The sequence below is a fragment of the Yoonia sp. R78084 genome (assembly GCF_044595625.1).
Classification (GTDB): domain Bacteria; phylum Pseudomonadota; class Alphaproteobacteria; order Rhodobacterales; family Rhodobacteraceae; genus Yoonia.
Genome location: NZ_CP138993.1, coordinates 2,203,604 through 2,225,869 on the forward strand (window position 1 = coordinate 2,203,604; position 22,266 = coordinate 2,225,869).

Consider the following 22,266-nt stretch of genomic DNA (forward strand, 5'->3'; position numbering starts at 1 on the left):
CCCGTTGCCCCCAATAACAAAAGGCGCATCACTCACATGACACGCCTTCGCACATATTCATATTCGGCAGGGTTCTCCCTGCATCCCGTTAGCTCTTGGCGGGTGCCTTTGCTTCTGGTGCTTTCGCATCAGGCTTGGCCGCAACCGTTTCGGTCTTTGGCGTTTTCACGGCGGCATCGGGTGTCTTTTGTGTGCTGAGGTCTTTGAAGGACATGGTGATCCCTTTCATAGCGCCGTCCCGAAATGGGGCGGCTCTGATACAGGTGACCACGCCCAACCCGCTTTACAAGCCCCGTAGGTCGGGGTTCACCCCGACACCCCCATCGCATCCAGATAGACCCGCACCGCATCCTGCACACGGCGGAACCTGTCACCGCCCAGCTTCACCCCGCCGAACCACCGTGTCACCACGATGATGTGGCCTTCCAGCCTCTCGCGCTCCAGCATCCGCAGGATCACCATCCCTGCGCCGCTTTCGCCGTCGTCATTTTTCAGGGGGCCGTCGGGCAGCAGAACCGCCCATGTATTATGGGTCGCTTTGGCGAATTTCTTGCGGCGGCACAGCGCCTTCACAAAGGCCCGCGCCTCATCGGCACAGGCGACAGGACCACCTGCGACCGCGTATTTCGAGCCGCGGTCGCTCAGTGCATTTTCGATGATCTTCAGGACCTTGTCCTCAGATCAGGACGTGACCTCACGCGCAGCGCCATGGCTGCAGCCGCTGCCCATGGCAGGCACGGCCGACTGGGACGTGGACGCACAGGCGCCGGCGCTCGCATCCCATGCGGTGCCTGCAGGGCAGGTCTGGGTTTGCGCGACAGGCTCTGTCGGGGTTGGAAGGGTGGTATCTTGGGCAAAAGCTGCTGCTGGCAGCATCGCAAAGGCAAGTACTGTGAGACGCATAATGTCCTCCTAGGGTGACGATGTGAAAGAATGTTAGCCCATCCCTGCACTTAATCAACCGGCGCAATGTCACAGGCTTGACCCACATCAAGGCGAACGGAGCCTTACTTTGCTACATTCCAGCCATGCAAAGAAGGAGAAGCGCATGCAAGATGCCGTTGTGGCCGACAAGCCCAAACCGCCCAGAACCCGCAAGCCAGCAGACCTGCCACGCATGGCCCGCCGCCCTTATGAGGCCGAAAAGGCGGAACTGCAGGCCGAGCTTTTGAAGGTCCAGCTTTGGGCACAAGAGACCGGTCAGCGCTTTGTGCTGCTGTTCGAAGGGCGCGATGCAGCAGGTAAGGGCGGCACGATCAAGCGCTTCACCGAACACCTCAACCCCCGTGCCGCCCGCGTGGTGGCCCTGAACAAACCCACCGACGAAGAACGCGGCCAGTGGTATTTCCAGCGCTACATCGAACACCTGCCCACCTCGGGCGAAATGGTGCTTTATGACCGCAGCTGGTACAATCGCGCGGGCGTGGAAAGGGTGATGGGGTTCTGCAAACCCGAAGAATACCTCGAATTCATGCGCCAGACGCCCGAGCTGGAACGGATGCTGACCCGTTCGGGTATCCGCCTTTACAAATACTGGTTCTCGGTCACGCAGACCGAACAGAAACGCCGCTTTGACGCGCGCGAAACCGACCCGCTCAAGCAATGGAAGCTTTCACCGATCGACAAGGCAAGCCTTGATAAATGGGCGGATTATACCGAAGCGAAAGAGGCGATGTTCTTTTACACCGACACCGCCGACGCCCCTTGGACCGTCGTGAAATCCAATGACAAGAAACGCGCGCGCCTCAATTGCATGCGGCATTTTCTGTCAACGCTGGATTACCCCGGCAAGGATCACTCAATCGCCCAAGCCCCCCAGCCCGAGATTGTCGGCAGTGCGCAAAAGGTGATCCATCGGGCAGAGCATATTCTGGGCACCGCGCTGCATCCGGACACGCGCAAGGCAAAGGCCTGACGGCCTACTGCGGGCGTAGTAGGATATCTGCCAGTCTTACGCCCGCGCGCAGCATTTCATCCTCTGGAATGACAAAGAGATCGCACAACGCCTTGTGCGATCATCTGTTCAAGATCTTGCGTTGTGTCGCTCAACCCTGCCGCAGCACTGCAAACGTGTCGCGATTTTCGCAATAGTCAGGCGCATGGTCCAGCTTTGGGCCATCCGCCAGCAGGCGGTCGCATTTTCCGACCTGTGTGCAACCTCGGCAACTGGTGATCATATCGGCGTATTCGTCGATATTGATCCTGTTTTCATCCAGCGCGGTCGACAGATCGACCTCACAGGCATCGGCCATTTTGATGACACGCCAGAAATGTTCGCGAGCGTCGCCCAGGGTTTGCATCGTTGATCCTCCGGTTGCAGGTAGGTTGAGGATAGCACCCCGCCACACCCCGCACCTTGCGCTAGATCAAGTCAGTAGGATGCGCCCTTTCCAGTGGTAATCGCCTGCACCAGAGATGCCTCGGCCCATGTATCACGCCCGCCGCGCATCCGGATTTCGGTCAGTTGCGCCTGCGCCAGCACCATATCGCCAGAGGCCACATGCCCCTGCCCCATATAGGACCGCGCCAGAAGGTTGTTCGGGTCGGCGGCAAGTGCCGCATCATAATAGGCCATGCCAAGATCGACGCGGCCTGCCTTGCGATGGTTGAAACCGTAATAGGTCAACGCCAGCGGGGCCTCAGGGTTTTCAAGCGTATCCAGCACATCAAGGGCCGCCTGATAATAGCCCGCATAGGCCAGCTCACGCACATCATCCAGTCGGGCGCTGTCGTCATTGGTGCTCTCGGCGGGGTCCATGCAGCTTTGTGTCGCCAGATCAAAGACCTGTCCTTCGGCACATTCCGTTGTTGTCTCGGATGGTGTGGGCGGCGTATCGCTCCCGCCACCTGCGGCAACGGCAGCCATAGGGAACAGGGCGAGGGTCAGTGTCGTCAGGCGCATCGGTTTCTCCATCGTTTCTAATTGAAAACCTAGCCCGCGACACGCCTTTGAAAAGAGCGCACCCAAAATGTCGCACAGACCGCTACCACAGAAGGCCCACAATCACACAGACCCACGCAACACCAACCCCGACAGCCGTCACCGCCACAGCCGCCGATCCGCAGTCCTTCGCATGCCTTGCAGCATCGCGTTTTTCTGTGCTGATATCATCCACAACACGTTCGATTGCAGTGTTCATACATTCAGCGGCCAGCACGATAATCCCGCCCATCAACAGCATCCCCCGTTCGCCCGCCGAAAGCGGCAACACGAATGCCAGCACGCCAAAAACCACATTCGCCACGAGCCATTGCGACAATGACCCTTCTGTTTTGTAAACATGGGCAAACCCGTCCCAAGACCAGATTGCCCTTTGCCGAACCCGCAAAACCTGTTGCCACATAATTTTAACCTTTCGCGATCTAGACTAAGACTGCGCCATCAGGCTGCGGCTGCCAAGACCTGCTCTGACCCAACGGAACATTTGACCGAACAGGCGAACCGACTAATTTTGTTTTGTCACCAAAAAGGTATCTTCTATGTATCCCACCTACGCCCGCTCGGAACGTATCGCTGATGGCACAATGCATGCGGTGGGCGTGTTGGGTGCGATTACAGGGGCCATTGTGCTGATCATCTGGTCGCTGGGCACGGCAACCCCCGGACAGATTGCCGCGATTTGCGTCTACGGCGCCACGCTTATCGCCACATTCGTCGCCTCGGCCTTTTATCACATGACCCCGTGGGAAGGGATCCGCCCGCTCCTGCGCCGCTTTGACCACGCCGCCATCTATCTCAAGATTGCCGGTACCTATACGCCGCTTGTGGTGATGATCGGCAGCGGCTTTGCCTATGTGATCCTTGCGATCGTGTGGGTGCTGGCCGTAATTGGCATGACACTCAAACTGTTCTTCTGGCAGACACCCGGGCGGTTCGGGCCGGCACTCTATCTGATCATGGGCTGGCTCAGCCTTGCCCTTGTCTGGTCGCTCTGGCCGGTTGTGCCCGTCGCGGCGATGGTGCTGATTGCCGTGGGCGGGCTGCTCTATACGGCAGGCGTCCCATTTTACGCGAGCGAGACGCTAAAGTTCTCTATCGCGATCTGGCATGGCTTCGTTGTCGCGGCATCGGCCTGCTTTTTTGCTGCCATCGCGATTGCCACAGCGGCGCTGACCTAATCAAGAAACGTCCATGTATCGGCCCCGTCAAAATGGCGGACGGGGATGGAGGCGACAACCTCGGGTGCGGCCAACCGCAGATTCACTGCCATATAGGCATCGGCGCCGTCAGGCTTGAGGTTTTCCCAATGGGTCGTGCAACCGCATTTGGTGCAGCTGTGAAACGCCAGTGACCTCTCACCCCATGCATAGGCCGTCGTTGGCCCTGTGATCATGATTTTCGGCACCTTTGCATAAATCCATAAAGCCCCCAAACGCCGACAGATCGAGCAATTGCATGACGTTGTCCGTTTGGGCACATGGTTGAACGTGTAACCCACAGCACCGCAATGACAGCTTCCTTTGATCATGCTTCGTCCTTACCTCTGCTGCGGTTTACACCCATCAAAGCCCCGCCGCGACCCTTTGCACAGTGCGCACGCGCTCCGCGTTGGGCGGATGCGTGCCCAGAAAACGATCCCCCGGATCAGGAATGCGGAAGAAGAATTCCGCGCCCCGCAGCGGATCAAATCCGGCTGCCGCCGCGATCCGTGTGCCCAGCGCATCAGCCTCCAACTCGAACTCCTTCGAATAGGTCCGCGCGCCCACAGTGGCCCCGATCCGTTGTGCGCTCTCAATATCCGCAGCCCCCAGCGCACCGGCCAAAGCCCCCACCAAAAGCCCGCCCATGGCCGCATTCTGCTGCTGGCGCCCGATGTGGCCAAGAATATGATGCGCCGCCTCATGCGCCATGACAAAGGCCAGCTCATCGCGGTTGCGTGCCTCGGCAATCAAGGGCAACGTAAAGCCGATCACCGGACGCCCCGCGCGGTCGAGGGTCTGGAACGCATTCACGCCACGTTCGGAACGGGTATCAATCACGATCTGGAAATCACAGTTGGATTGCTGCCGGCTGCTCCTGCAGAATTGTTCTGCCACCGGTTTGACACGGCGCACGACAAATTCGAAATTATCGACCGCCTGCCGCTGGGACAGGCGCGGCGACACCGGTGCGGCCGCTTGCATCACCGGCTGTGGCGTCGGTGCTTCGACCACCACAGGGGAACAGGCGCTGATGACCGCGCAAAGAAGAAGGGGCAAAAAACGGATCATGGGGCCTTCGCTGACAACTTACGCTCCGCGTGAAACTAGCATTTGCCCGCGTCACGGCAACTGTGCAAACAATCGCACGGCACACGAACGCGCAGGACAGGGCATTGCGCAATTGTAAGCCCGCAAATCCCAAGCTAGGCTGGCCCCATGTTTACAATCGAACACGACTATGATGCCACCGTTGTCACCTTGGTTGACGAAGGTGCCGCCCCCCTGAAAGAAGACGTCATCATCAACGCCTTTGATGATTGCGTCACGATCTCCCAGTTTGATCCACGCACCGATGAGGTGGTCCGCATCACGCTGTCGCTCACGCAACTGCGCGACCTTGAGGCGGCGCTGGATCTGCCGGAAGGCATCTATCAACTGCGCAAAGGCTAGCAGCACATGACAACAGGTTTCTTCTGGGACGAACGGTGCTTCTGGCACGGTGGGGGCAATTACGCAGGCATGTTGCCGGTGGGTGGATTGGTCCAGCCGATGGACGGCGGCCTGCCCGAAAGCCCCGAAACCAAGCGCCGCCTGAAAAACCTGATCGAAGTAACAGGCCTTGCCCAAGACCTCGCCATGCAAGGTGCCGCCCCTGCCACGCGCGAAGACCTCTTGCGCGTCCACCCTGCGCATTATCTGGATGAATTCAAAGCACTGTCCGACGCAGGCGGCGGCGAACTCGGGCGGCGCACCCCTTTCGGTCCTGGTGGGTATGAACTCGCAGCCCTCTCCGCAGGTCTTGCCAAAGCCGCCCTCGCGGCGGTCCTGCGCGGTGATCTGACCAACGCCTACTCCCTCTCGCGCCCGCCCGGCCACCATTGCCTGCCGGACTATCCCAACGGGTTCTGCCTGCTCAACAACATCGGCATTGCGATTGAGGCCGCCAAAGCCGCCGGGCTGGCAAACCGTTTTGCCGTGCTTGATTGGGACGTGCACCACGGCAATGGCACCGAGGCCGTATTCTACGACCGCGCCGATGTGCTGACCGTCTCGCTCCACCAGGAACGCAATTACCCCATGGACACCGGCGCCTTTACTGACCGCGGCACCGGCGCTGGCAAAGGCCATAACCTCAACATCCCCCTCCCTCCCGGCACAGGGCACGCGGGCTATCTGGCCGCGATGGAACGTCTCGCCCTGCCCGCCATCCGCGATTTCGCGCCGGATGTGCTGATCATCGCCTGCGGTTTTGATGCCGCCGCGAACGACCCGCTGGGCCGGATGCTGGCCACCGCCGAAACCTTCCAGATGATGACAGCGCAAGTCATGGCGCTGGCCCGCGACGTCTGCGAAGGCAAACTGGTGATGGTCCACGAGGGTGGCTATTCGGAAACCTATGTCCCCTTCTGCGGCCACAACGTGTTGCAGGAAATGTCAGGCAGCAAAATCACCGCGCCCGACCCCTTCGCCGAGGTCTTCCCCCTCCGCCAGCCGGATGCGCGGTTTGATGCCTTTGTGGACAATTGGCTGGCCGAGATGAAAGCAGCACTCTAGGCAGCTGGCTTGCCACTGCTGCTTGGCCAGCGCTACGCAGGTGGAATCAACAAAAGAGCCAAGCACCTGTCTTCTGAACCAGACGGTGGCGCAGTTTGCGCCAAGGTCCGCTCTGCGGACTCTTGAGCCCTTAGCCGGATTAGGCCCACCTTCCGCTTTCGGCCCGAAGCGGTCATTCGGGAATATCGCAGCGAACAGCAGTTTTCATTTAGTGTTATTGATCGACGCTTGTCGCAGCTCTTCCATCAAATGAAGCAGACGCTGAAAAAGACGGCCCCTTGAGATGATCGGCGAGCCGCAAGCTCAACGCAACGATGTTATGAGTCGGGTTCATATGACCAGGTGTCGCAAAGACCGAACTCCCTGCCACGAATAATCCGGCAACTCCATGAACCTGGCAGTTTTGATCCACCACACCTTCCGCCGGATCTCGAGACATACGTGTGGTGCACATCGGATGCGCTAGATCGGTGAGGCTATCAGACCAAGCTTCTTCTCCCGCCTCTATCCAATCCGCCGGAACAGGTCTCGGGAGATTCAACCTTTCTAAATCAGCAAAAAATAGTTCCGCCGTTCTTCGTGCCGTGAGATATTCTCTGTTAGAAAATCGCCAGTCCAGAACGGGTAGTCTTTGACCCAGCCAATTCGTCTTATCTGAAAGCGTTATGCGGCTATCAGGGTTTAGCTCCTGTTCAACAACGCAACCAACCAGGGTGAAGTCCGGTGTGTGGAGCTGCGGCATTTTGCGAATAAAACGATCCAGGATACCGGATAATAAGCTGCTTGGACGTGACATCCCGTCATACAGTTCTTTGGCCGCCTGTAGATAGCTTCCTCGTGCTTTCAATGTTCGCGCGGCGGAGGCAATAGATGAAACTGCACTCTGCTTTTCGCCAAACTCAACTATATGTATCGCCGCATTAAGCAACTCTTCGCGTTTTTGGAGGTCAGCACAAAGCCCCAGACCAAAACTGGCGATTTTTCGTTGCCCTTGCTGATTGATCCATCGGGTCCCAAGGCGCCGTCTCACCGCCGCGCCGCTGCTGCCCTGATAGGTTCCCAAGATTGTATAGGTGTGATCAGTCAGATAGCGTCCGACTTGATCATGGTCATTGCCCAAACCCTTCTTGTTAGATCCTTGTGAGTCGAGCAACAAACGCGCATTTTCAATGCCACCACAAGCAAGAACAACTTGGCTAGCAAACAATCTGGCTGTTTTCTTATTTGGGGCAGCGACCATTGCGCCATATACTACCGGTCCCGCTTTATCAGCCAATATTTGCATTACCGTTGCATCAGTAATGACTACCACGTTTTCGCTCTGTGCGATTTTCGGACCAAGAAAGTGTCCAAGATTAAGAGCTATAGGAGAACCTGAATGATCCAAAACACCAAGTGAATTCTCTTTGGACGCAAATTGTCGGATGTGAGCCTCAGAAGAAGAGCTGTAGCGCCACCCTACTGTACTGAAGAATTTTTCATTCCAAGATGGTTGATCAACAGGACTGTCTAATTGGCGCAAGCCCTTAGATGCTGAAGGGAGCGAGGGAAGGATCAAAATGCCATCTGCGCGTGTCAGAAATGGCTTCATATCGGAATATGTTATCGGCCAGCCAGAAATAGGCAACCACGACCGCTCAGCGTAATCTATTTGATCGAATTCCCCACAACGACCGGTCCAAAGCGCCGTTGTTCCACCGACTCCACGACAACGAACCGGCGCATCCTTGGTGCGCGGCCTTCCAACACTTTCGAATTCATTCAAGTCGTCGCTTGTCTTACTGCGTTGCCATCCGCCGCTTTCCAGAACGCAGACTCTTTTGGTTGTGCCTACAAATTCATTTGCGATGGTTAAACCGGCAGCCCCCGCACCAACGATAAGAATGTCAAACTGCGTCGGAATATCCGTTGTGTTATCGTTCAAAGAGATTGTTGGCATACACTGCTCCGCAGTAACTCACTGCATATTATACTCTCGGCCTTCCAATTACTTTGACCAATCTTATGGTCGGACCAGACCAGATGGATTGCAAGTAATAAACAATGCAAAACCAAAAAGCGCACCCCGTTTGCACAGGATGCGCTTTGCTTTGAAAGACCCGCCTGCCTAGGCCGCTTTGATCTCGACAACCTCGATTTCGAAGTTCAGGTCCTGACCGGCCAGCGGGTGGTTGGCGTCCAGCGTCACTTCGGCCTCGGTGACTTCGGCCACGGTCACGGGAACAACCTGCCCCTGCGGTGTCTGCATCTGCAGCTGCGTGCCGATCTCCAGCGGGATTTCGGCAGGAATTTGTTCGCGTGGCACGGCTTGGCGCGCGTCCGGGTTCGCGTGGCCGTAGGCCTGATCACATGGCACGTTGACGGTCTTTTTGTCGCCCACGGTCATGCCGGGGATCGCGCTGTCCAACCCTTTGATGATCTGACCGGAGCCGACAACAAACTCCAACGGATCACGGCCTTCGGAACTGTCGAACATCTGCCCGTCGTTGAGTGTGCCGACATAGTTGATCTTTACGGTATCGCCTGTTTTTGCTTCGGTCATGGTCTCGCTTTCTCATCCTTTTCAAAATTTGAACGCGCACCCTATGCAATCATAGCAGGGGATGCAAACGCATTGCCCCTTTTCGTGGACGGGCGGGCGTGCCACGATGGATTTCACCCAATGGAGACCCCCATGCCCATCACCACTGCCGTCTTTGATGCCTATGGCACGCTCTTCGATGTCAACGCCGCCGCGATGCAGGCCGCCCAAGACCCCGCGCACGCGGGGCTCGCCGCTGTCTGGCCTGCGCTGGCGCGCGATTGGCGGCGCAAGCAGCTCGAATATTCATGGCTGCGCGCCGTGGCAGACCGGCATTGCGATTTCTGGAAAGTCACGCAGGATGGTCTGGACTGGGCGCTTGAGGCGCACGGCCTGGCCGATCCCGCCACGCGCACCCGCTTGCTTGAACTCTACTGGGAACTCAGCCCCTATCCGGAAGTCCCCGCTATGTTGCGCAGCCTCAAGGAACACGGCATCGCCACGGCAATCCTGTCGAACGGGTCCCCGGACATGTTGCAGGCGGCGGTGAACTCTGCGGATATCGGCGACCTGCTGGACGCGCTGCTGAGCGTCGAAGACGTGGGCGTCTTCAAACCCCACACCCGTGTTTACGATATGATCAGCGCGCGTTTCGGCTGTGCCAAGGATGAAGTCCTCTTCGTGTCGTCCAACGGCTGGGACGCCGCCGGTGCCGCCGGATACGGGTTTCAGACCGCATGGGTGAACCGCGCGGGCGAACCGGTCGACAGACTCTATGCCACACCGCACCACGTGCTTTCCGACCTTACCACAATACCGGAGCATTTGTGATGCCGAGCTACACTGCTACCGACGGGCTGCGCCTGCACTACACGGACGAAGGCACCGGCTTGCCGGTCATTGCACTGGCCGGCCTGACCCGCAACGGCGCTGATTTCGACCATGTCGCGCCCCACCTGCCTGTCCGCCTGATCCGCCCCGATTACCGCGGGCGCGGGCAATCGGACTGGGCCGATCCTGCCACCTACACGATCCCGCAAGAGGCCGCCGATGTGCTGGCCTTGATGGATCATCTGGGGCTGGAAAAGGCTGCTATCCTTGGCACCTCACGGGGCGGGCTGATCGCGATGATGCTGGCGGCGACGGCCAAAGAGCGTTTATCGGGCGTCGCGCTCAACGACATCGGGCCTGAAATTGCGCCAAAGGGCCTTGATGTCATCAAGGACTACATCGGGCGCAACCCTGCCCAGAAAACCTATGCCGAAGCCGCCGAGGCCCGCGCAAAGCTCTGGACCCATTTCACCGGTGTTCCGATGGACCGCTGGCTTGCCGAAGTACAGGCCCACTATCAGGAAACCGCCGACGGCCTGATCATCCGCTATGACCCGAAACTGCGGGACGCAGTGCTGGCCAGCGGCGCGCAACCCACCCCCGATCTGTGGCCGCTGTTTGACGCGCTGGCGGGATTGCCGCTGGCACTCATTCGCGGCGCAAACTCGGATTTGCTGACCCAAGCGACCGCAGATGAAATGCAACACCGCCGCCCCGATATGATCCGCGCAGACATTGCAGGCCGCGGGCATGTGCCCTTCCTTGACGAACCTGATGCCGTGGCTGCCCTGCACCGCTGGCTGGAGAAACTACAATGAACATCGACATGATCCGCGCCGCCGCCACCCGCATCAAAGGCCACGCACGGCGCACCCCGATCCTGACCTCCCCCTTTCTCGATGATATCGCGGGCAGACAGGTTTTTGTGAAAGCCGAGTGCCTGCAACACACCGGGTCTTTCAAGTTCCGTGGTGGCTGGGCGTCGGTCTCGGCCCTCTCGGACAACGCGCTGAAAACCGGCGTCATCGCCTTTTCCAGCGGCAACCATGCCCAAGGCGTCGCACTTGCCGCCCGTGAACACGGCGCGCCTGCTGTCATCATCATGCCTGCCGATGCGCCCGCCGTGAAAATCGAGAACACCCGCGCGCTCGGGGCCGAAGTGATCCTTTACGACCGCGAAACCGAGGACCGCGACGAAATCGGCGAACGGCTGTCAGCGGAACGTAACCTGACATTGATCAAGCCATTCGATGCGGAAATGACGATCGCGGGCCAAGGCACAGTCGGCCTCGAGATTGCAGAAGATATGACCGCACTGGGCGTGACCGAGGCCGATGTCATGGTCTGTTGCGGCGGCGGTGGTCTGACCTCGGGAATCGCCCTCGCCCTCGCTGCAGACGCGCCCGGCCTGCGCGCACGGCCCGCCGAACCGGAAGGTTTTGACGACGTCACGCGCTCACTTCAAAGCGGCAAGATCGAACGCAACGCCCGCCTGAGCGGGTCGCTTTGCGATGCAATTATCACCCCGCAACCGGGGAATCTGACGTTCCCGATCATGCAAAGGCTTTGCGGCCCCGGTGTTGTCGTGACCGAAGATGAATGCCTGCGCGCCATGGCTCTTGCCTTTGAACGCCTGCGCATTGTCGTGGAACCGGGCGGTGCGGCGGCCCTTGCCGCCGCACTTTTCCATCCTGATGAATTCACCGGCGATGCGGTGATCGCTGTCGCCACAGGCGGCAATGTGGATGCCGCTGTCTTTGCCAAAGCGCTGGAAACACTGGCCTGACGGCAGAAAGACAAGATGATGCAAGAGCAGATGATCACACGCTCCGACGGCACCCGCATTCATGCCCGGATCACAGGGCCGCAGGATGGCCCCGCCGTGGTCTTCTCAAACTCGCTTGGCACGACCCTGCACCTGTGGGACCCGATCCTGCCTCTTCTGCCCGAGGGTCTGCGCATTCTGCGCTATGACATGCGCGGCCACGGGCGGTCCGACGCACCAGAGGGGCCCTACAGCATGGGCCAGCTGATCAGCGACGCCGAAGCGGTCTGCGATGCCTTTGATATCAAAGATGCGATGTTCGTCGGCCTGTCCGTCGGTGGCATGATCGCGCAAGGGCTCGCCGTGAAGCGGCCCGATCTGATCCGCGCGCTGGTGCTGTCAAACACCGCCGCCAAAATCGGCAACCCGAAACTCTGGCAAGACAGGATCAGCTTTATCACGGCCAACGGTCTGGCGGCTGCCTCGGACGAAATCATGCGCCGCTGGTTCGGGCGCGATTTTTACGGAGCGCCGGAAATGACCCCGTGGAAAGCAATGGTCGAGGCCACTTCGGTCGCGGGCTATACCGGCGTTTGTGCAGCCATCGCAGGCACCGATTTCTACACGCCGACCAGCGGGCTGCGCATACCTGCTTTGGGCATTGCCGGAAGCGAAGACGGCGCGACACCGCCCGATCTGGTGCGTGAAACCACCGACCTGATCCCAGGCTCCAAATTCGTGCTGATCCGCAAGGCCGGCCATCTGCCCTGTGTCGAACAACCGGCGGAATTCGCGCAGCACCTTTGTGACTTTTTATCAGCAACGGGGCATTTGCGCGCCTAGCCCATTGAACGCGCTTGCAAACCCGACCGCGCAGACTAATCCTGCGCGGATGAACAAACGCCTCGCCGTCATCTTTATCTTCATCTCGGTCATGCTCGACAGTATGGGGATCGGTCTGATCATGCCGGTGATGCCCGACCTGATCCAGGAGGTCGAAGGCCAAGGCATCGGCGGTGCGGCCGTTTGGGGCGGTATTCTCGCAACGATTTTCGCGGCGATGCAGTTCCTTTTCGGCCCGACCCTGGGCAGCCTGTCGGACCGCTACGGCCGCAGGCCTATCCTGATCATCTCGCTGGTGATCATGGCTTTCAACTACGTTTTGATGGCACTGGCTTTCACAATCTGGCTGCTGATCATCGCGCGGGTGATCGGCGGGATCACGGCGGCGACGCAATCAACCTCGGCGGCCTATATGGCCGATATTTCCGCGCCCGAGGAAAAAGCCGCGAACTTTGGCCTGATTGGCGCGGCTTTTGGCGTGGGCTTCGTGCTGGGGCCTCTCATGGGCGGGGCGCTGGCGGAATTCGGCACGCGCGCCCCGTTTTGGGCAGCGGCATTTCTGGCAATGACCAACGCCATCTTCGGCTACTATGTCCTGCCAGAGAGCGTGACCGACCGGATCCGCCGCCCCTTTGAATGGCGGCGCGCCAACCCGCTGGGCGCGTTTCGCAACATCGGGGGCCTGCCCGGGGTGAAGCGGCTGCTTCTGATCAGCTTTGTCTACACCATCGCCTTTTTCGTCTACCCCGGCGTCTGGGCCTATTTCGGCGCGGAACGCTTTGGCTGGGGGCCGGGTATGATTGGCCTGTCGCTGGGTATCTTCGGCATCGGCATCGCCGTTGTGCAGGGATTGCTGATCCGGCCGATCCTGAACCGCATCGGCGAACGCAAGGCCGTGATCCTTGGCCTGTCGGTTGACGTGCTGGCATTTGTCGCGTTGGGTTTCGTGACGGACGGATGGGTCGCGCTGGCACTGACACCGCTCACCGCATTGGGCTCGATCGCGGGACCTGCGCTGCAAGGGATCATGTCGCGCACTGCGGCAGATAACCAACAGGGCGAATTGCAAGGCACGGTCAGTTCCATCAACGCAGTGGCCACGATTGTTGCCCCGCTGATGGTCACGCAGACCTTCTGGTTTTTCACCGACGGCCACGGCCCGGTCTATGCGCCGGGCGCGCCCTTCATTTTGTCGGCGATCCTGACCATCGGCTGTATTCTGGTTTTTGTCCAAACCCCCCGGCCAAAGCGCCCCCGCGGCACATAACGTCGCGATCAGACTTGCAAGACGCATCCGACCAAAGCAGGGTCAGCGCACAACATTCCAAGGATCACCCCCATGCCACAGATCAAAGCCGCCGTTTGCCGCCAGTTCGGCGCCCCGCTCACCATTGAAACGGTCACGCTTGCCGCCCCCGAAATGGGCGAGGTTGAGGTCACACTCAAGGCCTGCGCGATCTGCCATTCCGACATCTCCTATATCGACGGCGGATGGGGCGGCACCCTGCCTGCGGTCTACGGTCACGAGGCCGCAGGGCACGTCAGCGCCGTCGGTGCGGGCGTGCGCGGGATTGCGGTCGGCGATCCTGTGGTCGTGACGCTGATCCGCGCCTGTGGCACCTGCCCGTCCTGCGCGGGCGGCAAACCGGTGGCCTGCGAAAGCGACATGGCCAGCGGCCCTCTGACCGACGCAACGGGTGCTGCGCTGCATCAGGCCATGAACACGGGCGGCTTTGCCGAACGGGTGGTCGTCGATCAAAGCCAGGTGGTGAAACTGTCTGAAGGGATTGCGATGGAGGCCGCGTCACTGCTGGCCTGTGGCGTGATCACGGGTGTGGGGGCTGTGGTAAACGCAGCGGGTCTGCGCGCCGGACAGGATGTGGTTGTGATCGGCGCAGGCGGCGTCGGCCTCAACGCGATCCAAGGTGCGCGCATTGCAGGCGCGCGCCGGATCATCGCAGTGGATATGTCGGAAGAAAAGCTCGCCATTGCCAAAGAATTCGGCGCAACTGACGGGGTGCTTGCGACCTCCGAAAAACCGTGGCGTGCCGCGAAAAAGGCCATCGGGCGCGGGGCCGACGCGGTCTTTGTCACAGTGGGCGCAATTCCCGCCTATGACACCGCCCCGCAATACCTGGCCAACGGCGGCAAGGTGATCATGGTCGGCATGCCCCATTCCGGTGCGATGTCCACCTATGAGCCGGTGATGCTGGCAGCTACCGGCCAAGGCATGGTGGGATCGAAAATGGGCGATGTGGTGATCGCGCGCGATATTCCGTGGATGGTCGATCTCTACGAACAGGGGCGGCTGAAACTGGATGAGCTGATCTCGGGGCGCTGGACGCTGGAACAGATCAACGAGGCGATTGCGGATACCAAGACGGGCAGCGCCAAGCGCAACGTGATCGTGTTTGAGTGAGTGACGGGGCAAGGCGTACAGGCAGGGCGGCCCTTGAGCGGATGATGCGATGTCCGTTTCGCGGGACAAAGCGGACGTTGGTAGGTCCTGTTACAGGGTCTGCTTTTCGAGACATAGCGGTCGGTCGATATCAGTTTGATCTCTACGTCGCTGCAACTCCTGTGTAGCCGATATCGTCCTGATCAAGTTGGTTGCCAGTTGGCATCCGCCCAACTTAGACAACAATAGTTTCTGCATACTTAAGGCCTATCGTCTCCCAAAAGTGCGCTCGAACATATTCAATATGGACCAATCCCAGGTCTTTATCCCGCCTGATGTGATAGATATCCATTCGTCTTGCCGTTGCAGTGAGGTATCCCTAACCGGCAAGCTCTCGCGAATGCTGGCCTTATCCGGTGGTATTGAACGCAGTCCTATTTTGGTCGCCACGAGCGCTGGATCACGGCAGAGGCCGACATGGCAAAGACGGTATCACCGCCTTTCCCAAGGCTATCACCCGCGCCCGTAATCGTCATCGTAGCGGACGATATCATCCTCGCCGAAATAGCTTCCTGTTTGTACCTCAATCAGGCGCATCGGGACCCGGCCCGGGTTTTCCAGACGATGGACTTCTCCAAGGGGGATGTAGATCGAGTCATTCTCCGAAAGCAATTTGACCTGTTCCCCCTTTGTCACGATGGCACTGCCTTCTACGACGATCCAGTGTTCGGACCGGTGGAAGTGGCTTTGCAGTGAGAGCTTGCCGCCCGGCTTGACCACGATCGTCTTGACCTGAAAGCGCGCGCCAATGGCGAGTTGCTCATAGTGGCCCCAAGGCCGGATATTCTCGCGTTGTTCAACAGCCTTGTCTGGCGTGACATCAACAAGGTGGGCGGTATGGAGTGGGGTGTCGGTCTTGAGAATATGTTTGGTCATTTCGTTACCTTTTGCAGTTGGGTTGGAGAGGTGAGCCAAAGGAGAACACTCAGCACGGAGAGGATACCAATTTGGCAGTAGAATTTTGTGGCGAGCATTTCGGCCAGACCGCCCAGCGGAGCGGAGAGGACGGCAATCATCAGCGCGACCTGAAGGCCTGCCCCTGCGATGACGACAACGATGCCGGAGCGGCTGCCTTGTGCCATCAGAAGGGTGGCGATCAGATAATTGAGGGTGAATATGACAGCTGAGGCGGCGGCCCACACAAGATGGGGGGCTGCTGCGGTGTAGTTGACCCCTACCAGAAGAGTCAGAAGGAACTCGGGAACAAGGAAAGACAAAGACAAGACAGCAACAGAAACAGCCGCCAGTAGGCCCGCAATCATCCCGACGTGCGTGCGATAGGAGTGTCCGTCACGCAGCGCAATGACGACCGAGGGCAAAAGCACGCTGGCCAGTGAAAAGCAGGCAAAGAACTGTATCCGCTGAAACAGCGACAGGGCAGCGACGTAACCGGTTTCCACATCCGCCAGAAAATAGGTCGCCAGAAAGATATCCCCGTCAAGGGCTGCAACCTGAGCAATCTGAAGCAAGGCAAAGGGCAGGGCTGCCAGACCCAAGGAAGCCGCCATCGTCCGCACGGGAATCACAGGCAGTTTCGGTTGCGGCAGAACGTCAATCAGAACAGCCCATCCCGCGATGATCGAAACAGCAATTGCGGCCACCACGCCTTCGATGCCCATTCCCATTTGCCAGAAAATCATGCCAAGCCCAAGACGCGCGGCCATTTCGATGTTCGCGGAATAGACAATCTTGGCACTGCTCATGCGCCCGAGGGCAACACCTCTGAGGATGCTCAACGGGGCGGAAAACGGGACCGACCCAAGCAGGATATAGAGAAGATATGGAGAGCCAAGGTCCAGGCGTGTCTGGAGTGATCCGGCGAAAATTGCGAGCGCCACAACCGGCAGCACGAACCACAAGGCCGCAAAGCAGATGCGGTTCAAACGCGCCAGGGCCTGATCGGTCTGTGCCGCATCTTCTTCCTTCATTGCCGCGACGCGATGGCTCACGGCGGAACTGACTGCGCCGAACACACCCAGGAAGGCAAGCTTGATTGTCAGTACAATCGCAAGGTCTCCGAAGAGTTCAGGGCCCATCCAGCGGCTGAAGATCATGTTAAACGCGAGGTTTCCGACGTTCACGACATTCGACGAGACAAAAATGATAACCGCGGGACTCATGACCAAGGCCAAGAGGCCTGCGCGGTGAGCACGCCTGGTGGATGACATCGCGATCATTTCAAATGGCCTTCGGAGCGACCGGACCTGAGCGACGTTCCGGCTTCCCTGGCTCGGTGCGGGTCAGAAGACGGCGCGCGATCAGGCGCAGCATTTGCACACCACTGCGCAGGATAGCGCGGCTGGATACCTTCGAGCCGGCGACCTCGTGCCATTCAGACAGCGGTACTTCGTAGAAGCTCAATTCTGGTTTTTGGGTTGTTGCGGCAATCCGGCTGAACAGCTCAACATCGAACAACCATCCGGCGGTAAATGGCGTATCAATCGCGCGGCGCAGTGTCGGCGTGTTGCGGAACAGCTTTGCCCCGCACTGGGTATCCCCTATCGGAAGACCAACAGCCAGTCGCGCGAGGCTTGCGCAAATACGTGAGACCGCGCGACGTGAAACTGTGCGATTGATCCGGTGGCCCAGCAACTGGCGCCGCGCCCCGTAAACCACCGTAATGTCGAAGTAGCGGTCAAGGACCGTTTCGAAATCCGCGATAGCCTCGAGGGGAGTGGCAAGATCGGCATCCCAGTAGCCGACACGGTCAGCACCGACGCGGCAGGCGTGCTGCAGTCCTTTCCGCACAGCCTCTGCTTTGCCGGAATTCCGGCGCAGGCTGATCACATCGATCTGGCTTGGGTTCGCCTTTTGAAGTGCCTCCAGGCAGTGCAGTGTCGCGTCGGCGCTGCCATCGTTGACGAAGACGAAAGACATGTCCGGCGACCCGGCCAATGCCTTGAGGAAAACGCCCCCGTCCAAGCGATCCGCTTCGTTGTAGCAGGGCACGACAATCATCGTTCTTGTCGTGTTCGATGAAACCGGGGCCGCATTTGCGAAGGCGGTGTCATTGGTAGTCAAAAGGGTCATGGCAGCACTCACTCGTTGATGAGTCTTCTATGACCCACGTGCTGCTGCCCCGTCCCACTGCCGAAAGATCAGGTAAGGTTAACAAAAGGTTACTGCATACAGCGGAGGGATAGGGGCCTTCTCGTTCGAGAGCGCGTGGCGCGAAAGAAAAGCGGCGCGCCTCAATCGAGACGCGCCGCTATACGTTTGGTTAGGTGGTTTTCGACAGGTGGTTCTCTAGACGGTCATACACTGCGGCTCTTGGCCGTCAGGCACCCGTTTGAGGCCGCGGACATCCGCCAATTGGTTAATGTGAAAGTCGATGACCTTCTCGAATGGGAATCCCAGCGCCGCTTCACGGTTGCTGTTCACCAGCTCCTGTGATCGGGTCAGGTCATCCAGCGCTGCTTGCATCTGCTGCGCCATGTCTTCGGCGTTCTGGGCGGCGTAGTTCACTCCGGTGATCCCTTCATCCTCGCAGACGTCGACGAAGTCACCGATACGTGGAAAGACGGGAACCGTGCCATAGCTCGCTGTCTGATGCAGTACGCCCGAACTGCCGGTCGTGGCGCTGTAATCAAAGACGCTCAGTAAGGCGTTGCCAAAGAATGCCGGAATGCTTTCTTCTGCAATGTAGCCAGCGAATTTGACGCTGGCATCCTTACGGCGCTGCGCCGCGATTTCCGCGAGATACCCAGGCATGTTCGGATGATCAGAACCACCGATCATCAGTTCAAGATCCTCGTTGCCGGGTTTTGCTCGCAAGATGTCAAAGGCCGCGAGCAAGGTTTCAAGACGCTTGTAGGTTCCGAACTTTCCCATCGTGACAATACGGCGCGGCCGCTGCACCAAAGGCAGGATATCTTCGGTGGTCGTATCGAATGTACCGTGCGGCACCAAGTAAACCGAACTGGTGGGATGTTTCGCCCGCAGAGCGTCGTGGTAGCTGCGCAAGGTGACAGTCAGATAATTCGCCGACAGCAACGCACGCGTGATGAGACGTGATCCCAGCCGCACGGCCAGTTGGCGTAGCCGCTGTCCTTTGAGAACGGTCTGGTCCAAGTCGACACCCTCGATCATGTTGTGCGCGATAACGCCGCCGGTTGTGCCCGCTAGCCGCGCGCCCATTGGTGCCAGCAAACCCAAAGCGGCGGTCGCTTCACTGTCCCCGAACGTCGCCATCTGCAGGTTCCAGATCACCCCATGCACACGGGCCCCGCGAATGGACGCGATCAATTTGGGCAGGTTGGAAAAACCATTGAACGACCAGACCCGCTCAACCCGCACCTTTGGACCAAGGTCCAGTTCAGGCATGTCTTGGGGAAGTCTGTCGGCGATTACAATAACCTCTCCCACATCGGCGCGTTCGGCCAGACCCTTGGCTAGATGGTATCCGTATTCATTGAGGCTCTGCTGACCGGGTGGAAAAGCAGAAACGAGCGCGATGCGAAGGGGGCGTGTCATGAAATCATCCTAGGGCTTGGTTTTGGCTCTTTTACGCCGCCTTGAAAGCTGACTGTGGGTTACGTGGCATAGAGTGTCAGGCCATTCGGACATGGAGATATCCGAAAGGATAGTCAGTCGCGATTTGCAGTCAGTTGTTCGAACGCCTGCTGCACGACTTCAGCCGAGGGCTTGGCCGTGCCGTCCGCTGTGAACAGACCAAAGCGCGCCTGAAGTCGCTTCACCCAAGGAGAACTGCCGACTGCCGTCGCATCCACGTTTGGAAAGTCATAGAGCGTCCAGACAAACAGCCCATCGGCTTTTTCCAAAGCCTCAAGGCGTGCAGCAAGATCATGCGCCTGCTCTGCTGGCGAACTGGGCAGGCCCAGCGCCATGCTATAGGAGCTCACCCCAATCTCAGTCACCATCACGGGCAGTTCCGTTGCTGCCTGAACGGCCTCCAGCCGTGCGGTTGCGGTGCTCAAATCCGCGTAATCGTGGTAGCTGACAACATCCAGAATTTCGGCCAGCTCCAAAGCAAAATCCGCGCTGGACCAACCGATGGTCAGCGCAAGCGACGGTGCCTCTGCACGGGCAAGGGTTGCCATTGTTATCAGCCAGGCAAGGATCTGCGGCCGACCGTGGGCCGCAAAGTCCAGATCTGGCTCGTTCTTGAGATCGACAATGGTTACCGCAGGTGACGCGGCCAGAACCGGCAGCACTGCCCGCAAGGTCGTGTAGTCTTGCGCCCAACCTGCGGGATCGAAGGTTGGTTTCAAGTCGAACAGCGTGGGCATGACCTGCAATCCGGCACCTTCTGCGAGCACGAGCAGCGTTGTCAGCCTGTCCAGCGCAGCTTGTTGTGTATCCACGTCGGCAAAATAGTCTGCTGTCAGAAACACGCGCACCGCCGTTCCGCCAAGATCGCTTATGCGGGCGAAATCCTGCGCGATGACGTTTTCGTCAAAGGCGGGCCAGAAGTCGCGCCACGGGGCTGCGGCTGGATAGTAGTTAAGTCCGGCAAGGGGCGCGCCAGTCCATCCTGGTTGGGCTGAGACAATCGGCGCGGCGCCTGTGCGTTCATGGGCATAGATCCGCCAACCATTGGTTTCATTCAGCAGGGTTGTGACCGCGCGATCCTCAACGAGTTCGAAATAGGCTAAGTCATCACCGTCCGCGACGAAGCGGGCCACCCGCATCGACACCTCTGCCTGAAAGACAGATCCATCGAGATGGTAGAACTGGGGTCGCGCCTGTTGGCTCAGCACCACCATCTGCCCGCCGTTGCCAGCATCGCGCACTGATTGCTCTGCACGCTCCTGGGCGACGCCGCTAAAACTGTCACGCAAGATCGAGGTATCTCCGGTATGTTGGGCCAGTGCCAGAACGGACCAGGCCTCGGTCATTGCCGCGCCAAGTAAAGCTTTGTCGCCGGGTGTGACAGCGCGTACGAGGTCGGTAACAGGCTCCTGCCACGTCACCTGATTGGGACGTGCGGACAGCGCATCAAGTGCGTCGGCGATGTACTGGTAGGTGACGGTCCGTTCGGTGGCACGCGACAGCGCCGCAGAAGCCATCCAGAGGACCCCACCGATCAGGACGCCAAAGACTACAAGAAAGGCGAGGATTCGGGTCATTCTGCCCCCCTGATGGTCAGGTTTGCTGGCGGCGGCGACAGATCAACAGTACGATTCACTATCGACCCGGCGATCGTCAACGACACATCAAACGGAGCCGCCAAGGGCGACAGCAACAGGCCAAACGTCACAAATCCGTCCAGAACCCATCCCTGTGCGGAACGACGGGTGCCGTCTGACGCGACCATATCAACCTGGGCTGCGGTGCCATCGGGTACCAAATACCCGTTCGGCGTCGCCAGCGGGCCGAGCCGGATCTGAACGGCGTCAATCGCGGGCTCCGCCCAAACCACGAAGGTGCCTGCATCCTCAATCAATACATCATCAACTGTCAGGTTGAGTCCGCCTGCGCTGGTGCCCGCCAAAGCCAATTGGCCATTGTGTGACCCCGCGAGATCCCGCGCCAGTACAACACTGCGTGCGGCATCTTCGCGGACCACCGAGGGCAAATAGGTCGAGCCGCCGGTTTCATCCGTCAGGACAAAGCTGACGCCAACGCCATCATCGACGCTGTTGCCATATGCATCCATCAGTGGCGCGGTTTTTATCTCACCAAAAGTCTCGGAGAGGACGCGCATTTCACGTTCTGCGAAGCTTGGAAGAACCGTAGCCAAATCAGCGGTCACACGGTAATCGGCGCGGGCCGATTGCACCCCGTCAATCTCTGCCCCTGCCAACAACATGCCCGCTTGGGGTGGTGGCGTGAACAGGACATTGGCAATCCCGTCGCGTGTATTTCCGGTGATAATCGGCCCGTATCCAAGACGGACTTCGGCCTGCACCTCACTGACCATATTTCCATACGCGTCCAGCCCGAGGGCCACCGCATGGCCGGGCTCGCCCCCCGCCACGATGCTCTTGGGCCCAACGAAGAAGATCACGGCATCAGCGGGCTGTGCGTTCTGCATGGTGTCACCGCCCACGGGCGACTGCCTGAGCCCGGCCCAGTTTGCACGGTCACCCAACTGCGCAGTTGGCAGAATGCCAAACGCATCGGTCGTGAAATCCTGCGCAACAGCCATCTGGGTCGTCAACATAAGTGCGAGAGGGAGCCGGATCATCA

General features: G+C 59.2%; 25 protein-coding genes and 1 pseudogene. 10 read left to right on the forward strand and 16 right to left on the reverse strand.

Annotation, left to right across the window (positions count from 1 at the left end; genetic code table 11):
* Nucleotides 1-88 precede the first annotated feature (88 nt).
* From SJY29_RS11175 to SJY29_RS11185, 3 genes are all read right to left on the reverse strand, one after another.
* Complete coding sequence (locus SJY29_RS11175; RefSeq protein ID WP_165689347.1) at nucleotides 89-229, reverse strand: hypothetical protein; 141 nt, start codon at nucleotides 227-229, stop codon at nucleotides 89-91.
* A 77-nt stretch (nucleotides 230-306) separates the two neighbouring features.
* A complete protein-coding gene (locus tag SJY29_RS11180; protein ID WP_400088910.1) occupies nucleotides 307-666 on the reverse strand; it encodes a YigZ family protein in 360 nt (119 codons plus the stop codon).
* A gap of 15 nt (nucleotides 667-681) precedes the next feature.
* Entirely contained in the window at nucleotides 682-903 is a 222-nt protein-coding gene (locus SJY29_RS11185) for a hypothetical protein (protein WP_400082924.1), read from the reverse strand.
* A gap of 145 nt (nucleotides 904-1,048) precedes the next feature.
* Between SJY29_RS11185 and ppk2 the strand changes: the two genes are divergently transcribed.
* Nucleotides 1,049-1,915 carry a polyphosphate kinase 2 gene (ppk2, locus tag SJY29_RS11190; protein WP_400082927.1) on the forward strand — a complete coding sequence of 289 codons (867 nt, stop codon included), beginning with the start codon at nucleotides 1,049-1,051 and terminating at the stop codon, nucleotides 1,913-1,915.
* Between the two features lie 130 nt (nucleotides 1,916-2,045).
* Here the strand turns inward: ppk2 and SJY29_RS11195 are convergent, their stop codons facing one another.
* The 3 genes from SJY29_RS11195 to SJY29_RS11205 all read right to left on the reverse strand — a co-directional run bounded on the left by SJY29_RS11195 (nucleotide 2,046) and on the right by SJY29_RS11205 (nucleotide 3,344).
* Complete coding sequence (locus SJY29_RS11195) at nucleotides 2,046-2,300, reverse strand: DUF6455 family protein (protein WP_400082929.1); 255 nt, start codon at nucleotides 2,298-2,300, stop codon at nucleotides 2,046-2,048.
* 71 nt (nucleotides 2,301-2,371) lie between these two features.
* On the reverse strand, nucleotides 2,372-2,902 hold the full coding sequence (locus tag SJY29_RS11200; RefSeq protein ID WP_400082932.1) for a hypothetical protein: 531 nt from the start codon (nucleotides 2,900-2,902) through the stop codon (nucleotides 2,372-2,374).
* A gap of 82 nt (nucleotides 2,903-2,984) precedes the next feature.
* Nucleotides 2,985-3,344 carry a diacylglycerol kinase gene (locus SJY29_RS11205; protein ID WP_110278407.1) on the reverse strand — a complete coding sequence of 120 codons (360 nt, stop codon included), beginning with the start codon at nucleotides 3,342-3,344 and terminating at the stop codon, nucleotides 2,985-2,987.
* Nucleotides 3,345-3,480: 136 nt separating this feature from the next.
* Between SJY29_RS11205 and SJY29_RS11210 the strand changes: the two genes are divergently transcribed.
* Nucleotides 3,481-4,119 (forward strand): hemolysin III family protein, encoded by a 639-nt coding sequence (locus SJY29_RS11210; RefSeq protein WP_400082935.1) that lies wholly within the window; start codon nucleotides 3,481-3,483, stop codon nucleotides 4,117-4,119.
* On the opposite strand, the gene SJY29_RS11215 is transcribed toward SJY29_RS11210, so the two are convergent.
* Together SJY29_RS11215 and SJY29_RS11220 are read right to left on the reverse strand one after the other, a co-directional pair.
* Nucleotides 4,116-4,469 carry a GFA family protein gene (locus SJY29_RS11215; RefSeq protein WP_400082938.1) on the reverse strand — a complete coding sequence of 118 codons (354 nt, stop codon included), beginning with the start codon at nucleotides 4,467-4,469 and terminating at the stop codon, nucleotides 4,116-4,118. The genes SJY29_RS11210 and SJY29_RS11215 overlap by 4 nt on opposite strands.
* 34 nt (nucleotides 4,470-4,503) lie before the next feature.
* Nucleotides 4,504-5,211 carry a M48 family metallopeptidase gene (locus tag SJY29_RS11220; RefSeq protein WP_400082941.1) on the reverse strand — a complete coding sequence of 236 codons (708 nt, stop codon included), beginning with the start codon at nucleotides 5,209-5,211 and terminating at the stop codon, nucleotides 4,504-4,506.
* A 147-nt stretch (nucleotides 5,212-5,358) separates the two neighbouring features.
* Between SJY29_RS11220 and SJY29_RS11225 the strand changes: the two genes are divergently transcribed.
* The gene (locus tag SJY29_RS11225; protein ID WP_055296036.1) at nucleotides 5,359-5,592 is read left to right on the forward strand and encodes a hypothetical protein; all 234 of its coding nucleotides are present in this window, start codon (nucleotides 5,359-5,361) and stop codon (nucleotides 5,590-5,592) included.
* 6 nt (nucleotides 5,593-5,598) lie between these two features.
* Complete coding sequence (locus SJY29_RS11230; RefSeq protein ID WP_400082944.1) at nucleotides 5,599-6,696, forward strand: class II histone deacetylase; 1,098 nt, start codon at nucleotides 5,599-5,601, stop codon at nucleotides 6,694-6,696.
* A 214-nt stretch (nucleotides 6,697-6,910) separates the two neighbouring features.
* Here SJY29_RS11230 and SJY29_RS11235 read toward each other — a convergent pair whose 3' ends face one another.
* Both SJY29_RS11235 and SJY29_RS11240 read right to left on the reverse strand, forming a co-directional pair.
* On the reverse strand, nucleotides 6,911-8,620 hold the full coding sequence (locus SJY29_RS11235) for a GMC oxidoreductase (protein WP_400082946.1): 1,710 nt from the start codon (nucleotides 8,618-8,620) through the stop codon (nucleotides 6,911-6,913).
* Between the two features lie 183 nt (nucleotides 8,621-8,803).
* On the reverse strand, nucleotides 8,804-9,238 hold the full coding sequence (locus SJY29_RS11240) for a peptidylprolyl isomerase (protein WP_110279884.1): 435 nt from the start codon (nucleotides 9,236-9,238) through the stop codon (nucleotides 8,804-8,806).
* A gap of 132 nt (nucleotides 9,239-9,370) precedes the next feature.
* Between SJY29_RS11240 and SJY29_RS11245 the strand changes: the two genes are divergently transcribed.
* The 6 genes from SJY29_RS11245 to SJY29_RS11270 all read left to right on the forward strand — a co-directional run bounded on the left by SJY29_RS11245 (nucleotide 9,371) and on the right by SJY29_RS11270 (nucleotide 15,075).
* A complete protein-coding gene (locus tag SJY29_RS11245) occupies nucleotides 9,371-10,048 on the forward strand; it encodes a haloacid dehalogenase type II (RefSeq protein ID WP_400082950.1) in 678 nt (225 codons plus the stop codon).
* Nucleotides 10,048-10,866 carry an alpha/beta fold hydrolase gene (locus tag SJY29_RS11250; RefSeq protein ID WP_400082952.1) on the forward strand — a complete coding sequence of 273 codons (819 nt, stop codon included), beginning with the start codon at nucleotides 10,048-10,050 and terminating at the stop codon, nucleotides 10,864-10,866. Before SJY29_RS11245 ends, SJY29_RS11250 begins: the two co-directional genes overlap by 1 nt.
* Complete coding sequence (locus SJY29_RS11255; protein WP_400082955.1) at nucleotides 10,863-11,834, forward strand: threonine/serine dehydratase; 972 nt, start codon at nucleotides 10,863-10,865, stop codon at nucleotides 11,832-11,834. The genes SJY29_RS11250 and SJY29_RS11255 overlap by 4 nt, the downstream gene beginning before the upstream one ends.
* A gap of 30 nt (nucleotides 11,835-11,864) precedes the next feature.
* Complete coding sequence (pcaD, locus tag SJY29_RS11260; protein ID WP_400082958.1) at nucleotides 11,865-12,656, forward strand: 3-oxoadipate enol-lactonase; 792 nt, start codon at nucleotides 11,865-11,867, stop codon at nucleotides 12,654-12,656.
* 49 nt (nucleotides 12,657-12,705) lie between these two features.
* A complete protein-coding gene (locus tag SJY29_RS11265; protein WP_400082960.1) occupies nucleotides 12,706-13,923 on the forward strand; it encodes a TCR/Tet family MFS transporter in 1,218 nt (405 codons plus the stop codon).
* Nucleotides 13,924-13,995: 72 nt separating this feature from the next.
* Nucleotides 13,996-15,075, forward strand: a complete 1,080-nt coding sequence (locus SJY29_RS11270) for a zinc-binding dehydrogenase (protein WP_400082963.1) — start codon at nucleotides 13,996-13,998, stop codon at nucleotides 15,073-15,075.
* Between the two features lie 492 nt (nucleotides 15,076-15,567).
* Here SJY29_RS11270 and SJY29_RS11275 read toward each other — a convergent pair.
* The 6 genes and pseudogenes from SJY29_RS11275 to SJY29_RS11300 form a co-directional block, all read right to left on the reverse strand.
* Nucleotides 15,568-15,921: pseudogene (locus tag SJY29_RS11275) on the reverse strand (cupin domain-containing protein); the annotation flags it as partial.
* A gap of 65 nt (nucleotides 15,922-15,986) precedes the next feature.
* Nucleotides 15,987-17,234 carry a hypothetical protein gene (locus tag SJY29_RS11280; protein WP_400082965.1) on the reverse strand — a complete coding sequence of 416 codons (1,248 nt, stop codon included), beginning with the start codon at nucleotides 17,232-17,234 and terminating at the stop codon, nucleotides 15,987-15,989.
* A 58-nt stretch (nucleotides 17,235-17,292) separates the two neighbouring features.
* A complete protein-coding gene (locus tag SJY29_RS11285; RefSeq protein WP_400082968.1) occupies nucleotides 17,293-18,144 on the reverse strand; it encodes a glycosyltransferase in 852 nt (283 codons plus the stop codon).
* A gap of 216 nt (nucleotides 18,145-18,360) precedes the next feature.
* Nucleotides 18,361-19,587, reverse strand: coding sequence for a glycosyltransferase (locus SJY29_RS11290; RefSeq protein ID WP_400082971.1), 1,227 nt, complete (start codon nucleotides 19,585-19,587; stop codon nucleotides 18,361-18,363).
* A gap of 113 nt (nucleotides 19,588-19,700) precedes the next feature.
* Nucleotides 19,701-21,203 (reverse strand): hypothetical protein, encoded by a 1,503-nt coding sequence (locus SJY29_RS11295; RefSeq protein WP_400082974.1) that lies wholly within the window; start codon nucleotides 21,201-21,203, stop codon nucleotides 19,701-19,703.
* Nucleotides 21,200-22,264: a hypothetical protein gene (locus SJY29_RS11300; protein WP_400082977.1), complete on the reverse strand. Its 1,065-nt coding sequence runs from the start codon at nucleotides 22,262-22,264 to the stop codon at nucleotides 21,200-21,202. Before SJY29_RS11300 ends, SJY29_RS11295 begins: the two co-directional genes overlap by 4 nt.
* Nucleotides 22,265-22,266: the final 2 nt, after the last annotated feature.

What these genes read in the sequence shown, in the direction of transcription:
- SJY29_RS11245 (WP_400082950.1), top strand. Translation starts at nt 9,371, where the DNA reads ATGCCCATCACCACTGCCGTCTTTGATGCCTATGGCACGCTCTTCGAT.
- SJY29_RS11215 (WP_400082938.1), bottom strand. Translation starts at nt 4,469, where the DNA reads ATGATCAAAGGAAGCTGTCATTGCGGTGCTGTGGGTTACACGTTCAAC.
- SJY29_RS11210 (WP_400082935.1), top strand. Translation starts at nt 3,481, where the DNA reads ATGTATCCCACCTACGCCCGCTCGGAACGTATCGCTGATGGCACAATG.
- SJY29_RS11290 (WP_400082971.1), bottom strand. Translation starts at nt 19,587, where the DNA reads ATGACACGCCCCCTTCGCATCGCGCTCGTTTCTGCTTTTCCACCCGGT.
- SJY29_RS11200 (WP_400082932.1), bottom strand. Translation starts at nt 2,902, where the DNA reads ATGCGCCTGACGACACTGACCCTCGCCCTGTTCCCTATGGCTGCCGTT.
- SJY29_RS11280 (WP_400082965.1), bottom strand. Translation starts at nt 17,234, where the DNA reads ATGAGTCCCGCGGTTATCATTTTTGTCTCGTCGAATGTCGTGAACGTC.
- SJY29_RS11265 (WP_400082960.1), top strand. Translation starts at nt 12,706, where the DNA reads ATGAACAAACGCCTCGCCGTCATCTTTATCTTCATCTCGGTCATGCTC.
- SJY29_RS11295 (WP_400082974.1), bottom strand. Translation starts at nt 21,203, where the DNA reads ATGACCCGAATCCTCGCCTTTCTTGTAGTCTTTGGCGTCCTGATCGGT.
- ppk2 (WP_400082927.1), top strand. Translation starts at nt 1,049, where the DNA reads ATGCAAGATGCCGTTGTGGCCGACAAGCCCAAACCGCCCAGAACCCGC.
- SJY29_RS11195 (WP_400082929.1), bottom strand. Translation starts at nt 2,300, where the DNA reads ATGCAAACCCTGGGCGACGCTCGCGAACATTTCTGGCGTGTCATCAAA.
- SJY29_RS11230 (WP_400082944.1), top strand. Translation starts at nt 5,599, where the DNA reads ATGACAACAGGTTTCTTCTGGGACGAACGGTGCTTCTGGCACGGTGGG.
- SJY29_RS11205 (WP_110278407.1), bottom strand. Translation starts at nt 3,344, where the DNA reads ATGTGGCAACAGGTTTTGCGGGTTCGGCAAAGGGCAATCTGGTCTTGG.
- pcaD (WP_400082958.1), top strand. Translation starts at nt 11,865, where the DNA reads ATGATCACACGCTCCGACGGCACCCGCATTCATGCCCGGATCACAGGG.
- SJY29_RS11225 (WP_055296036.1), top strand. Translation starts at nt 5,359, where the DNA reads ATGTTTACAATCGAACACGACTATGATGCCACCGTTGTCACCTTGGTT.
- SJY29_RS11270 (WP_400082963.1), top strand. Translation starts at nt 13,996, where the DNA reads ATGCCACAGATCAAAGCCGCCGTTTGCCGCCAGTTCGGCGCCCCGCTC.
- SJY29_RS11220 (WP_400082941.1), bottom strand. Translation starts at nt 5,211, where the DNA reads ATGATCCGTTTTTTGCCCCTTCTTCTTTGCGCGGTCATCAGCGCCTGT.
- SJY29_RS11255 (WP_400082955.1), top strand. Translation starts at nt 10,863, where the DNA reads ATGAACATCGACATGATCCGCGCCGCCGCCACCCGCATCAAAGGCCAC.
- SJY29_RS11175 (WP_165689347.1), bottom strand. Translation starts at nt 229, where the DNA reads ATGAAAGGGATCACCATGTCCTTCAAAGACCTCAGCACACAAAAGACA.
- SJY29_RS11240 (WP_110279884.1), bottom strand. Translation starts at nt 9,238, where the DNA reads ATGACCGAAGCAAAAACAGGCGATACCGTAAAGATCAACTATGTCGGC.
- SJY29_RS11300 (WP_400082977.1), bottom strand. Translation starts at nt 22,264, where the DNA reads ATGATCCGGCTCCCTCTCGCACTTATGTTGACGACCCAGATGGCTGTT.
- SJY29_RS11285 (WP_400082968.1), bottom strand. Translation starts at nt 18,144, where the DNA reads ATGACCCTTTTGACTACCAATGACACCGCCTTCGCAAATGCGGCCCCG.
- SJY29_RS11185 (WP_400082924.1), bottom strand. Translation starts at nt 903, where the DNA reads ATGCGTCTCACAGTACTTGCCTTTGCGATGCTGCCAGCAGCAGCTTTT.
- SJY29_RS11250 (WP_400082952.1), top strand. Translation starts at nt 10,048, where the DNA reads ATGCCGAGCTACACTGCTACCGACGGGCTGCGCCTGCACTACACGGAC.